A 14287-nucleotide genomic window follows, 5' to 3' on the forward strand; every position below is an offset into this window, starting at 1 on the left:
TGTGCTCTTTCACACATGCATTATCAGTTAGTCCGCGGCGTTCAGCTTTTTCTCAAGCTCATTAACTTGCGCCTGCAGAGCTTCTAACTTCTCGCGGGTTTTCAGTAGTACATGCTGCTGTACTTCAAATTCTTCACGGGAAACCAGATCTAACTTGAGCAATTGATTTTGCAGCACTTGCTTGCTGCGCTCTTCAAATTCACCGGCAAATTGCTTAAGACCGCTGGGCAAACTATCGCTCAGTTGCTTCGCCATTTCTTCGATTTTCTTTGGATTGATCATAATCTTGTCCGCCTCTTTGCTGAATGGATGAATTGTAACTCAGTACGTTAGCTTTCAAAAGTAAAGCCGCGGATTGGGCCGTGCTCATCGCCACGATTGCGCGCTTTGTCACGGCGGTGTGATAACGATTGCAAGGGGATTTGTTGGCCTTAAAACCTTAGCTTCTGCTATGATCCCATCCCCCTTCTGAAGACTTGTTTGGATATTGCGCGAAGATGAAACTCAATCCTGCCCAAAATGATGCCGTTCATTATGTTTCGGGTCCCTGCTTAGTGTTAGCGGGCGCGGGCAGTGGCAAAACACGCGTAATTATCAACAAGATTGCCTACCTAGTGCAAAAGTGTGGCTACAATGCGCGCAATATTGCGGCGGTAACTTTTACCAACAAAGCGGCGCGCGAGATGAAGGAGCGGGTCGCTCAGTCTATGGGGCGCAAAGAGGCTAGAGGGTTGTGGATTTCGACCTTCCACACCCTGGGGCTTGAAATTGTAAAACGTGAGCATAAAGTGCTGGGATTAAAGCCTGGGTTCTCGTTATTCGATGATCAAGACACGCTCGCGCTCCTTAAAGAGCTGACTCAAAAAGAATTACAGGAAGATAAAGACTTACTCAAAGCCCTTGCGGGGGCGATTTCCAACTGGAAGGGTGGGCTGATTATTCCCGACCAGGCGCGCAAGCTGGCAAAGGATGAACAACAGCAGTTGTTTGCCATGTTGTATCAGCGTTATGCCCAGCATATGAAAGCCTACAACGCCTTAGATTTTGATGACTTAATTCTGCTACCGACCTTATTGCTAAGGCATCACGAGGAAGTGCGTACGCGCTGGCAAACCAAGATCCAATACCTGCTGGTGGACGAATATCAGGATACCAATACTTCCCAGTATGAGATGGTCAAATTACTGGTGGGTGAGCGCGCGCGTTTTACCGTGGTGGGGGACGACGACCAGTCCATCTATTCATGGCGCGGGGCTAAACCGCAGAACTTAGTGTTGTTGGGCAAAGATTTTCCCACGCTTAAGCTGATTAAACTCGAGCAGAATTATCGTTCTAGCCAACGTATTTTGCGGGCGGCTAACATCCTTATCGCCAACAATCCCCATGTGTACGATAAGTCGTTATTTAGCGAGTTGGCTTATGGTGAGCCGATGCGGGTGCTGTTTGCCGCCAATGAGGAGCAAGAAGCCGAGCGTGTCGTTGCCGAAATCATTCGCCACAAGTTTGTTGGCCGTACCCAATTTGGTGACTACGCGATTCTGTATCGGGGAAACCACCAGTCTCGCCTGCTCGAACGGGCGCTGATGACTAACCGTATCCCCTACAAGTTAAGTGGCGGTACCTCGTTTTTTGCCCGTGCCGAGATTAAAGACATCATGGGCTACCTCAAATTAGTGGTAAATCCCGACGATGATAACGCCTTTTTGCGAGTGGTAAACTTGCCTAAGCGCGGCATTGGTCCATCGACCTTAGAGCGTTTGGGTAACTTCTCCAACGAGAAACATATCTCCATGTTTGAGGCAATTTTTGACCCTGAGCTGAATCATCATTTACCGCCTAATGCCATGTCGGCCTTGTATCAATTTGGCCGTTTTATTGTCGATACCGGGGAGCACGCCGAGCGAGGCGAGCCCGTAGAGGCGGTAAAACAATTGATCCGTAAGATTAATTACGAAGACTATTTATACGAGACCAGTACCAGTGCCAAGGCCGCTGAGATGCGGATGAAAAACATCTCCGAGCTCTATCGCTGGGTGACTGAAATGCTCTCGGGGGATGAGTTAGAAGAACCCATGACCTTGCCTGAGGTGGTTAACCGCCTGACGCTTAGGGATATGATGGAGCGTAACAGCGAGGATGAAGGTGGCGATCAGGTGCAGTTAATGACGCTGCATGCCTCTAAAGGGTTGGAATTCCCCTTCGTGTTTATGGTGGGGGTTGAGGAGCGCATTCTGCCGCATCAAACCAGCATAGATGAAGATAACGTCGACGAGGAGCGTCGTCTGGCGTATGTGGGGATTACGCGTGCCCAGCGCGAGCTGTGGTTTACCCTCTGCCGTGAGCGTCGCCAGTTTGGTGAAACCATGCGCTGCGAGCCGAGCCGTTTTCTGCATGAGTTACCGCAGGATGACCTTATTTGGGAGAACCGTAAACCGCAGCAAACCGAGCAGGAGCGCATGCAGACTGGCCGCAGCCATATCTCAAATTTAAGGGATATGTTTAAAAAGCAGTAATCACAAGATTCATCATGTGATTACTGCATTCAGGCACAGACCTGTTGTGTGGTGTCTGACAATAAAAAAGGTGAGGCTAAGGCACCGCCTTGGCCAAAGCGATAACCTAATGCGTGGAAGATTTTTATCTGCTCGGCGGATTGTAGCCCGTCGACAAAGGTTTGTAAGTCTAAGGTCGAAGCCGCTTTCTGGTAAGCCGACATCAGCTTAATGTGTTGCTCATCCTGCAATTGTTTGGTGATGTTGGCATCGAGCTTTAAGCCCTTAATGGGTAAGAATAACAAGCTATTTAATGAGCTGTGGCCACTGCCGTAGTGGCTGATCCCCAAGTTCACGTCCAGCTTTTTCAACAACTCAAAGCCATTAATGTGATTCTCTGTTTCCAGCACTAATGCCTTTTCATTAAAAAACAGCCATAGCTGTGGCAGTGCAAGCTTAGTCTGCTTTAGGGCGTTTTTGAGTCCACGCAGCGCGTGCTTATGCTTTAGATGTTGGCTCGACAGCATAAGGTGTAATTCAACTTTATCGCCTTGGTTGGCAAGTAGTTGATGATAGCTCTTATCCAGCAAGCTAATCGTATACTTATCCAGTTCGACCATCAGGTTCGCTTGTTCGGCTAACTGGCTGAGGATCTCCTGTGGAATGGTGCCCCACTGTGGATGCTCCCAGGTCAAACGACATTCTAAAGCTTGGGTTTGCTGTGTCTGTAAATCGACAATCGGCCAAAACTGCAGTTGTAACTCACCAGTTTGTAAAGCTTGCTTAAAATCATTTTCGAAGGCAATGTCCTGCATCTTTTGCTGGGAGGCGCTATCGTCGAAGATGACATAACAGCCTTTGCCATTTGCCTTGGCTTGGTACATGGCGGTGTCGGCATTGCGTAGCATAGATTCACTGGTATCTAGCTTATTGCCACTGATGGTGATGCCAATACTGGCGCCCGAGTGAAACTCGATTGCCCCTAAGGTATAGGAGAGTGAGATTTTTTGAATCACCCGCTCGGCAACATCACGGGCATCGTTAATACCATTAATACTATCGAGCAGGATAACAAACTCATCACCACCGAGTCTGGCTAAGGTATCGTTACTGCGAATACAGGCGCGTAGGCGGGTAGCGGTTTCAATTAAGAACCTATCCCCCTCTAAATGCCCCATAGTGTCGTTAATTTGCTTAAAGCGGTCGAGGTCGATAAACAATAGGGCAAACTGCTCTAGGCTATGGCGACGCACGTGTTTAATGGCTTGGTTGAGGCGTTCCATAAACATGGCGCGATTCGGCAGCCCTGTGAGCGCATCGTGCTTGGCATCATGCACTAGCTTGGCTTCCATATTGCGGCGTTGGCGGATTTCTTTTTCAAGATCCTTATTTAACTCGGCAAGAGCCGTGGTGCGTGCCGCGACTTTTTCTTCTAATTCTTCATAGCTACGGCGCAAAGATTCTGCCGTTAGCTTTTTCTCGATGGCTGCGCCGATATGCTGGGATACAAACGTCAGCAATTCCAAATCTTTAGTTTGGTAGTTTTGGGTCATGCTGAAGCTGTAGATGGTCAAGGCGCCACGCACTTCATCATGGATAAACAGTGGAATACCTATCCATTGATGCATTGTTTGGGTGTGGTTTAGTGCGGGGGCTTTAGCGTAAAGTTCGCCAGAGGTGATTAAGTCATTGATATCATTTTGGTCGAGTAATAATGGGCGCTTGTGTTTAAGCACATACTCGGTCAATCCATCCTGCAAAGGCCTTGAACCTGGATGTTGATTACCTAATTGCGGCACGTAAAACGGGAAGGTTAAGTGAGTGCCTTCTTCATTCAACAGAGCGATATAACAGTTATTGGCGGGGATAAGATGGCGAATCACATTATGCAACTGGGCATAGAAGTCAGGGTTATCTGAGCCTGAGCTTGCAAGTTCAGCAATCTCAAATAACGACTTTTGTAACCGCTCGGCTCTGCGGCGCTCATACACTTCTTGCTTGAGTTTATCGTAGGCTTGGCTGAGTTCCTTAGTGCGTTGCTGAATGGCTTGTTCTAGTTGTTCTTGATGTTTAAGCCTTTCCATCACGCCGGCAATGTGATGGCAAATAAAGGTCATTAACTCGACCTCGATATCGCCGTAACTCACGTTGGTATCATAGGTTTGCACTACGAGTACCGCGGTCACTATGCCTTCATGTTTAATGGGGACGCCTAGCCATAGGTGACAAGGCGAGCCGAGATTGACTATCTCGCCCGCTTGAACCAGTTCGTCAACTTTAGCCTCATCGCACAATACGGTTTCGCCAGTGCGAAAGACATAGCCCGTTAAGCCCTGTTGTAGCAGGGTGGATAGCGATTGCTCGGGATAGAGTTGGGCGGGGTGGGCGTCTTTTTCATCGGCGAAGAAGGGAACAGAAATGTCCCCGCTATTCACATCTAGAGTGGCAATAAAAAAATTATCGGCAGAGATTAGTTGCTTTAGGTGTTGATGCACACCTAGATAGAATTCTTCGAGGGAAGAAACCTGAGTCGCGATATGGGATAATTCGAGTAACGCATTTTGAACGATTTCGGCACGCTTATACTTATGCGCCAAATATTTGAGGCGATTAAGTCTCTTTTTTAAGCGTTCAACCTCATGAGCTCGAGGCGGGGTAGTTCCATCTTCATCCCTAAACATGATACTCACTAATCAGTTCTGCGTTAATTGTTTACCAAACGTTATATTTAACATGAAATACCGTAACATCCAAGCCATATTTACGATGGAGTTTCGTCGAAAAAGCATGCGAATGTATCAAAACTTGAGCAGTCAGTAAAAAAAGTGCAAAACAGCTATAGACTCAAAGGCTATTTGTCCATACTATATGCGGCGCTAACCAAGGCGAGCGCCCATAGCTCAGCTGGATAGAGCGCACCCCTCCGGAGGGTGAGGCCGAAGGTTCGAATCCTTTTGGGCGCACCATTTCTCCGAATGAGTTGTGAGCTTGAAGGTTAGCAGTAAAGTGAAAGTCAGTGGTGATTGTAGCTCAGTTGGTAGAGTCCCGGATTGTGATTCCGGTTGTCGTGGGTTCGAGCCCCATCAGTCACCCCATTTCATTTACATCTCGGTGATTAGCGCAGTCCGGTAGCGCATCTGGTTTGGGACCAGAGGGTCAGAGGTTCGAATCCTCTATCACCGACCACATTCTTCGCATAACTAGCGCGCTTGATTTTTCAGGCAAATAGTTAACAGTTACGGTGATTAGCGCAGTCCGGTAGCGCATCTGGTTTGGGACCAGAGGGTCAGAGGTTCGAATCCTCTATCACCGACCAATTACATTGAAGCCTCAGAATTCCTTAGGAATAACTGGGGCTTTTTTGTATCTGTCTCTCGGCTGTATGCCTCTGTTTAAGCCTTGCGAGTAGTCGTTATTGCACGACATAGCCAAGTAGCCATTCTCCCCGCTCAAATAATTAAGGCTCCCGTAGGAGCCTTAATGCAAAGATATTCGACTTAGTCGATATTCTCTGGCGGAACGATAAAGCCTTGATAGGCGTCAGTTTTAAGCTCATCAAAGCGTTCTAACTGCGCTTTTTCTTGGATACCTGTCACTATCACCTGAATATCCAATCCTTTGGCGACATTGATAATGGCGCGGCAGAGCTCGCTATTATGTGAGGCCTCGTCATAGTAGGAGAAGGATTGGTCGAGCTTGACGTAACTTGGTCTTAGCTCTTGAAGGTACGACATTGAGCCAAATTGGCGACCAAAGTGGTCGATACCAAATTTAGCGCCATTATCACGAATAATATTGCATAACAGCACACAGGACTCTAAATCGCTATAGACGCCTGCTTCGGGGATTTCAAAGCAGATGCGCTCGACCTGTGGCATGCTGCGCAGGAAGTGATTGAGCCAGTCATGGAACAGGGTATCGCTAATACTTTGATGCGTCAGGTTGATTGCCAGTGGCTCATAGTTACGCTCAAGTAGTTTTTGCTCATATACTGTCTCAATCAGGCACTTATCGAGCAGAGAGCCGAGTGATAGCAGTTCAATATAGGGCATAAACTGGCCAGCGTGGGCCACCTTATCGCCCAACTCAAGTTGACAGTAAAGCTCTCGCTGGGCGACACCATCACCATTACAAAACTGGATAGGCTGCCAACGGAACTTAAACTTCTTATTGCTGATGGCATGGCTTAAGTTGTCGCGCCACTGTTCACGGGTAAACAGCTGTTGCTCTGTTGTTTCGAACCAATGGAAGGATTTATGTTCCTTCAGGGCTTTTTGCAGCGCGTTATCCGCCTGCGCCAGAATGTCTGACACCTTCATCTGACCGATGCGTTCAGCGACACCGATGGCAAAGTTCTCATTGGGCTTACAGCCTGCTTTAGAGATTTCTTGGTTGATGGTGCGGATCAGGGTTTGCAGGTACTTACTTATTTGGTCGTGCTCGACATCGGTAACGAGGAAAGCAAATTCAAACGCGGCAATACGCGCCACCACGGATGGGGTGATCTCATTGAGTTGCTGAACCAGTTTTTCGGCCAATAGGCGAATGGTTTCATCGCGAACCTGATAGCCATATTTACTGTGAACTTCTTCGAGCCAGTCTAGCTTAGCTAAAAATAGGGCACCGCTACTCGGTTCGCTTAGCCAGCCATTGAGACGGCTCACCACATATTGGCGGTTAGGCAGTCCAGAGGCGGGGTCTGTGAGATTCTTTTTACGTAAAGTACCAACTTCTTCATCGAGCGATTGGAAGAGTTGTTTAAGTTGAGCTGACATACTGTTGAATGCGGTAACGAGATCTTTGAGTTCTGTGGTCTTAGGCAAGGGCATATCGGGGCCAAACTGGCGCGCAGCAATCTTTTTAGCATGATCAGATAAAGCGTGGAGTGGTTTTAGGATCCAAGTTAATCCTAATCTTGCAGTAAAAATTGCGACTAAAAACAGCAATGAAAAGGCGATAATGGTATTTGACATAATTCGCCATAATTCATGGTAACCAAAACCTGGGTGCGCAGTGATTTCTAGTTGAGCCAGTTGTAACCATCCAGAGGTAATAGTGCTTTCTTTTTTGATTGTCTTAAATAGTTTTAAATTGATGAACCATTGGGGCACATCTTCAATTTTTAGCGGGTTATTCCATTCCTGTTGTTTGCCATCAACCATCCAAGTCAACTTGATATTTTGATAATAGCCGCCTTCAAAAATAACGTTAACTAAGGTTTCGGCAGCCGCAGTATCGCCAGCTTCAAGTGCAGGAGTAAGCATTAATCCAAGCGAAGTACTGGCGTTGTTTAGATCCGATTCCATTTGCTTGGTTAAAAAGCTTTGAGTCTCAGTGAATTGCACATAGCCAAGGCTTGCTACTACTAACAAAAACAGGCTAAAAAGCAGCGAATAAATCTGTCTAAACAGTGTCATCTTGGGTGCTACTCCAGTTTTAATTTGGGTTGTCTTAGGCGATCAACCCCTAACCTATGGTTAAGGTCATTCCATTTTTCGAGTCGTGTTGACGAGCCAGCTAAAACGCCTCGTCCCTGTTCTTTATTTAGCCATAACTGTTTACCGTTAAAACTGTAAACGGGTATGAGATCTTTACGTTGTGTTGCGGGTTTGATGACATGGTCGAGATTATCGAGTACTAGAGGGATGGATGAAGGCGTATCATAGTAAGCCAACACCATATGATACTGATTCACGCTCGTGGCTTTAACCATAGTGATCCGCATCTTATCTTCGGGCACACCTAATTGGAGTAACGTGAAATATTTGGCAATGGAAAAGTCCTCACAGTCGCCACCATTTACGCCAATAAACTCCATTGGAGTCGCCCAGTAGTTTGATTCTCCCCATAACTTGATGTCATCGACGAAGCGGAATAAGTTAAAAAAGTTGTTCACTTTTAAAAGTTTATCTTTTTCGTCGAGCGTGCTGGCTTCTGCCACCACTTTAAACCAAGCTCTTGCACGCATACCCGCGCGCTCACCATAACGCTTCTCCAGCGTTGAGGTAATTTTGGCTTCATCCAGCTTTTGGGTCGGGCTGGCATATAAACAGCCGACCGCAAGCGCAGACGCGATTAGGCTTAAGCGACAGGCCCGCAAAAACGAATTGTAATCCCTTAGCCTGCCGTTCATAGCCTATTCTGTTAGCCTTTATTTAGTGGGTTCATCGACAGAGTAAATCGTCCATTTCATATCTGTCGTCGTATCATCACCGGTCACTTCCGCGACTACGCGGCGGTTACGGGTTTCAGCATCAGGCGTATGCTCGAGTACCAATGGACGGCTAGAGCCGTAGCCAATGGCTGTGAGTCGAGCTCTGTCGATGCTGAAGCGATCCGCTAGCACCGCGGTGACGGCATCAGCACGTTCTTGAGAAAGTACGGCGTTTCTTTCATCTGTCCCAGTGCGGCTAGTGTGACCTTCTATAGTCACTTTAGTCGTGGGATATTGACGTAAAAACATCGCAATTTCTTCAATCTGAGGATAGTACTCTGGTGCAATATAAGCTGAGTCATTTGGAAATAATACATTGATTTCCTTACGCTCATTAATCGCTTTTACTTGACCGCAACCATAATTATCCGTACCTGCGCCTTTGGCGGTGTCGTTGCAACGCTCACGTGCTTCAATCACGCCATCACCATCCTTGTCGGACAGATCATAGGCCTGAGTCGTGGTCATTTCTTCAATATTAACTGTATCCCGCATGGAACAACCAGCTAAAAGCGCCACGCTCATAAATAGAATTAGGGTTTTCATTGGTTGGCTCCTCCCTCGTAGTTGCGCTCACCACGCCATGCTTCTGGGCGAGTAACTTTTAAGGAGTCAAGTAAACGTCCAGTAGAGTTGAGTACGCGATATTTTGCAATGATTTCATCGTATTCGGCTTGTAAGTAATCTTTACGTGCCTCAAACAGCTCGTTTTCGGTATCGAGTAAGTCGAGTAAGCTGCGTTGGCCCAAGTTAAACTGTTGGGCATAAGCAGATTGGGTGTCCTTTGCTGCCATCACATGGTCGCGGATATATTGCTTCTGTGGGGCTAACATTTCATAGGCGTTCCACGCTAAGTTCACGCCTTCAACCACTTCACGCTGCGCGCGTTGACGGATTTCTTTGGCCTCACCTAACTTGTAGGCTGTTTCTTTTTCGCGGGCGAGATCTTTACCGCCAGCGAACAGGTTGTATCTCACTCTCACCATAGCAACCAGATCGTTGTTGTAACCGCCAACGTTTTGGCTGGCTAACGCGCTAACGCCGTCTTCACCGCCCACATCGTTGTTCCAGTTACCATTTAACTCTAACGAGACTTGTGGATAATAACTTGCTTGCACCGACGAACGTTCGTTCTCGGCGGCGCGAATATCATTGGCTGCGGATTTTAAAATCGGGTGGTTTTCCTGCGCGTCGGTAAGGCCCGAGTTAAGATCTTTCGGCAGTAAATCTGCATCCGGTACGGGTTGGATCAAATCAACAGGATCAGCCGCGATCACACGAATAAATTGTGCTTTGGCATCGAGTAGATTATTACGTGCAGAAATGACGTTCGCATTGGCACGGGCGAGACGACCGGTAATTTGTGAGAGATCCGCAGTCGAGCCTAAACCTGAATCGGTACGTTGTTTGATTTGCTCATAAATATCTTTGTGGCTGTTGAGGTTTTTCTCAGCCAATTTGAGCACCTCATCGGTGCGCAGATAGTTGAGGTAGACCTTACTGACATCAAGTGCCATGTCTTCTGCTGCGGCAAGAAGCGCCCACTGGTCTGCACTGGCTTCAAAGCTATAACGATCAACTTCACTGCTGGTATAAAAGCCATCAAATAGCATTTGCTTTAAGCTCACACCAAACTCACCTCGGTTGAGTTCAGCAACTCCTTTGCTATCAACATCACCCACATTCGGGCGTCGACGAGTCGATACACTGTCGGTTTGTTCATAGCCATAGCCACCAGTGACATCAATTGTTGGCATATAGCCCGCAATCGCTTGATTCACTTGCTCTTCTCTGGCCTTGAAGCGGTTAAACGCAACGCGCAAGTCAGGATTTGTATCAAGTGTATGTGCTACCGCTTGTTCGAGCGTTTGGCTGTGAGCCGATAGCGGTAACAGGATAACTGATAATACAATCGCTAGTTTTGAACATTGAAATTGTTGTCTAACTGAAGTCTTCATTGCAAACCTCCCGGTTTATAACAGGCTTAACGCTCTCTGAGCGCGGTATCCTTAGCCCTTAAAATTGGATTTAAAATGTACTCAAGAATGGATCTTTGTCCGGTGATAACGTCAACGGTCGTTAACATTCCCGGAATAATTGGCATCTGTGTGCCATCGTCTTTTACTAAACTGGATTCTTCTGTTCTTACCTTTATAAGGTAGAAGCTATTTCCTTCATCGTCCTGTGAAGTATCGGCACTAATATGCTCGACTGTACCTTTTAGGCCGCCGTAGCGCGTAAAATCGTAGGCCGTGACTTTGACGACCGCGGGTAATCCTGTGTGCAGAAACGCAATATCCTTTGGTAAGATCTTGGTTTCAATCAGCAGTTGGTCCTCTGAGGGAACGATTTCCACGATATCGACACCAGGCTGAACAACACCTCCTAAGGTATTGATATGCACAGACTTGATGGTACCGTTAACAGGGGAAGTAATAATTGCTTTACTCACCTTATCCTGCGCACCCACTTGAGCCTCGTTCATACGTGATAAGCGTGTTTGGGTTTCGTTAAGTTGTGCGCGAAGATCGGCGGCATAAACGAATACGGCTTCACGGCGCTTAAGAATCGCTTCGTCTAATGCGGCCTTCAGCTTAGGTCTGAGTAATCGTAAGGAGTTTAGCTCACCTTGGGCATCGTTAACGGCACGCTCAAGCTTGAGTAATTCGACTTCGGGCACGATGCCTTTTTTGGCGAGTGGCCGAGTGAGCTCGAGTTCCCTCGAAATCAACTGCATACTGGTCGTTAAGGTGGTGGTTTTTGAGGCGAGATCATCAATTTCCTGCTGTCTTTGCTGGATTTGACGTACCAGAATTTCCAACTGGTTGCTTAGGTTGTCTAAGCGGCCGTTGTATTCTTCCTGCTGTCTTTTCACTAGCGCTGGCTCAGCCTCGATTAGGCTTTCAGGAAACACTAGGGCTTTCTTGGTGACTTTAACTTGTTCACGCCAGTCTGAGGTCATGTCTGAAATCAATATGCTGTCTAGCTCGGCACGCATACGGATGGCATTGGTTTTTAAACCAAAAACCTCTTGCTCTTGTTGAGCAAAGTCGGAGCGAAAACGTGTGTCATCGATGCGAACCAAAGGTTGGCCTTTAGTGACGACATCGCCTTCTCGCACATACAGCTCCTGCATGATGCCGCCATCGAGACTCTGGATTACTTGCACTTGCGAAGAGGGAATGACCTTACCCGAACCCGTAGTGACTTTATCCAACTTGGCAAAGCCTGCCCATAACAAGAAGCAGACAACCATAGCTGCCAAGGCCCAAATAATGAGTCTGTGCCCACTGGGAGCATCAGTCATCATGGCGCCATAAACGTCATCCACCATGTCCAAATCATTTGCGGTTAGATTTTTACTCATTGTTTCGGGCCTCCAGTCACTAGGCCAAAATTGAGTTTTTCTAACACTTCGGCTTTGGGACCGTCGGCAACCACATGGCCACGTTCCAGCACAATAATTCGGTCAACCAGTTGTAATAAATGCATTTTGTGAGTGATCAACAGTAAGGTTCTGTCCTTACTAACATTTTGCATAGAGCGAATAAATTGCTGCTCGGCGCGCGCATCCAAACTGGCTGTGGGTTCATCCATTAATAGCACAGGTGGATCGTTAAGTGTGGCACGGGCAAGGGCAACGGTTTGTCTTTGACCGCGGCTCAGTGACATACCGCCTTCGCCCACCTGCTGATCCAGACCCTCTGCTTCTAAGTGAGTGAACTGGCTAACACCGGACAGCTGGACTGCACGGATCAGTTGATGCTCGGTCACTTGGCGAGTACCAAATAGAATGTTATCTCTGATAGTCCCATGGAAAAGGGTGACGTCCTGCGGCAGATAGCCAAAGTTACGGCGAAGATCGCTAGGATGAATTTGCGCCGAGTCGACGCCATCGTAACGCAGGCTCCCGCTGGTGGGTTGAAATAGGCCAACCAAGAGTTTGGCTAAGGTACTTTTGCCCGAACCATTGCGGCCAATAATAGCGATACGTTCACCAGGATTGATGGTGAGCGTCATAGGGTAGAGCACAGGTTTTTCTGAACCGGGATAGCTAAAGCCCACGTGATCGGCGTTGATTTTACCCATCAAGCGTTGTTTGCTGACGAGGTGGCCTTTGTTCTCGAATTCGTCTTCTTGTACCATTAGTTCGTTGAGCTGGCGTAGTGCGCTGGCGGTATGGTTCGCGCGGGTCATCAAACCTGCTAGCTGTGCCATCGGTGCTATGGCTCGGCTCGATAACATTACAGCGGCAATAATCCCTCCCATGGAAATGGCATTATCGGCAACGCGGTATACCCCTAAAATCACTACGCATACAACCGTAAATTGTACAATGAAGTTAGCCATATTGGAGACTGAGTTAGAGAGTTTTTTCGATCTCAATTGCCAGTTAGCACTATGGCCGATCATTTGCTGCCAGCTGCGCTGAACAATCCCTTCGGCGCCGTTGGCCTTAATCGATTCAAGAGCAGAGAGGCTTTCGATCAGATGACCGTGTTTTAAGCTGGAGAACTTATTACCTTCTTCAATGGCAGCTTTTAGCTTAGGTTGGGTATAAAGCGTAAAGCCGATAATAATCAAACCACCCACTACGGGAATAACCGCTAAATCCCCCGCTACAATGTAGATGATGATGAGAAAGAAGAGTGCAAATGGTAAGTCGACCAATGTTGTGATGGTCGCCGAGGTTAAAATTTCTCGAATATTATCAAACTCACCCAGTTGCTTGGCCATGCCGCCAATACTCGGTGCGCGCCGCTCAAGCGGGATGCCAATCGCTTTTGCAAACAGCCGTGATGACACTATGATATCGACTTTTTTACCAGCAACATCAATCAAATAACTTCGAAGTTGTCGCATGATTAAGTCAAATAGGTAAGCGATAGATGCACCTATGGCTAATACCCATAGGGACTCGAAGGCTAGGTTAGGCACAACCTTGTCATACACATTCATGATGAACAGTGGAGAGACTAACGCAAAGATGTTGACCAACACCGAGGCGATTAACGCATCTCGATAAATGGGCGCGGAGTCTTTTAAGGTTTGTACTAACCAATGGGTTTTATTGTCGTGTAAGTAAACGTCGAACCCCATATCGCCACGGTATTCCTGTTTTACAAGGAATAAATAGCCGACATATAAGGTTTCAAGTGCCTCTATTGTGAGCACTTCTTCACCGCCGGTTTCAGGCAGTTGGATAACCGCTCTATCTGACTCGAGGTTGAGTTCGCGCAGGATACAGGCTTTCTTGTCTTTTAAGAGCAAAATACATGGCAGCAGTATCGGGGATATTTCGTTTAACCCCTTACGCGATAGTTTTGCCGCTAGTCCAGCACGAGATGCCGCTTGCGGTACTAAATCGGGAGTTAATGCTGCCCCAGACAAGGGCAGACCTGCCGCAAGTGAATCACTCGAGCATGGATTTCCAAAGTGTTCAGTGAGCAACACTAAACAATCAAGTAGAGGGTCGACTATTACCCGCTGTGAAGCGGAAATAGTCCACTGCTCAACTTTTTCTGAGGCTGTAACAGGCACCTACTTATCTATCCTTTGATTTTTATTTTATTATCAGAAG

The 14287-nt window shown here is 47.4% G+C and carries 9 protein-coding genes and 4 tRNA genes; 5 read left to right on the forward strand and 8 right to left on the reverse strand.

Going from position 1 to position 14287, the window contains the following annotated elements; all coding sequences use genetic code 11:
* Positions 1–27: 27 nt before the first annotated feature.
* Complete coding sequence (locus tag N5E87_RS01975; RefSeq protein ID WP_011621181.1) at positions 28–282, reverse strand: accessory factor UbiK family protein; 255 nt, start codon at positions 280–282, stop codon at positions 28–30.
* A gap of 215 nt (positions 283–497) precedes the next feature.
* Here N5E87_RS01975 and rep point away from each other — a divergent pair, with 215 nt between their 5' ends.
* Entirely contained in the window at positions 498–2513 is a 2016-nt protein-coding gene (rep, locus tag N5E87_RS01980; protein WP_011627416.1) for a DNA helicase Rep, read from the forward strand.
* Between the two features lie 29 nt (positions 2514–2542).
* Here the strand turns inward: rep and N5E87_RS01985 are convergent, their stop codons facing one another.
* On the reverse strand, positions 2543–5173 hold the full coding sequence (locus tag N5E87_RS01985) for a diguanylate cyclase (RefSeq protein ID WP_086904781.1): 2631 nt from the start codon (positions 5171–5173) through the stop codon (positions 2543–2545).
* 208 nt (positions 5174–5381) lie between these two features.
* Between N5E87_RS01985 and N5E87_RS01990 the strand changes: the two genes are divergently transcribed.
* The 4 genes from N5E87_RS01990 to N5E87_RS02005 all read left to right on the forward strand — a co-directional run bounded on the left by N5E87_RS01990 (position 5382) and on the right by N5E87_RS02005 (position 5808).
* Positions 5382–5458, forward strand: a tRNA-Arg gene (locus N5E87_RS01990).
* 53 nt (positions 5459–5511) lie between these two features.
* Positions 5512–5587, forward strand: a tRNA-His gene (locus N5E87_RS01995).
* 14 nt (positions 5588–5601) lie between these two features.
* A tRNA-Pro gene (locus N5E87_RS02000) sits at positions 5602–5678 on the forward strand.
* A gap of 53 nt (positions 5679–5731) precedes the next feature.
* Positions 5732–5808, forward strand: a tRNA-Pro gene (locus tag N5E87_RS02005).
* 181 nt (positions 5809–5989) lie between these two features.
* On the opposite strand, the gene N5E87_RS02010 is transcribed toward N5E87_RS02005, so the two are convergent.
* Genes N5E87_RS02010 through N5E87_RS02035 form a run of 6 tightly spaced genes read right to left on the reverse strand, consistent with a single transcriptional unit; the run spans position 5990 to position 14247 of the window.
* Positions 5990–7909 carry an EAL domain-containing protein gene (locus N5E87_RS02010; RefSeq protein ID WP_086904753.1) on the reverse strand — a complete coding sequence of 640 codons (1920 nt, stop codon included), beginning with the start codon at positions 7907–7909 and terminating at the stop codon, positions 5990–5992.
* A gap of 8 nt (positions 7910–7917) precedes the next feature.
* Entirely contained in the window at positions 7918–8625 is a 708-nt protein-coding gene (locus N5E87_RS02015; protein ID WP_086904752.1) for a transglutaminase-like cysteine peptidase, read from the reverse strand.
* 18 nt (positions 8626–8643) lie between these two features.
* Positions 8644–9252 (reverse strand): OmpA family protein, encoded by a 609-nt coding sequence (locus tag N5E87_RS02020; protein WP_086904751.1) that lies wholly within the window; start codon positions 9250–9252, stop codon positions 8644–8646.
* Complete coding sequence (locus N5E87_RS02025) at positions 9249–10664, reverse strand: TolC family outer membrane protein (protein WP_086904750.1); 1416 nt, start codon at positions 10662–10664, stop codon at positions 9249–9251. The genes N5E87_RS02020 and N5E87_RS02025 overlap by 4 nt, the downstream gene beginning before the upstream one ends.
* Before the next feature lie 26 nt (positions 10665–10690).
* A complete protein-coding gene (locus tag N5E87_RS02030; protein WP_086904749.1) occupies positions 10691–12073 on the reverse strand; it encodes an HlyD family type I secretion periplasmic adaptor subunit in 1383 nt (460 codons plus the stop codon).
* Complete coding sequence (locus N5E87_RS02035; protein ID WP_086904748.1) at positions 12070–14247, reverse strand: type I secretion system permease/ATPase; 2178 nt, start codon at positions 14245–14247, stop codon at positions 12070–12072. The genes N5E87_RS02030 and N5E87_RS02035 overlap by 4 nt, the downstream gene beginning before the upstream one ends.
* Positions 14248–14287 lie beyond the last annotated feature (40 nt).

The sequence above is a fragment of the Shewanella sp. GD03713 genome (genome assembly GCF_029843705.1).
Classification (GTDB): domain Bacteria; phylum Pseudomonadota; class Gammaproteobacteria; order Enterobacterales; family Shewanellaceae; genus Shewanella.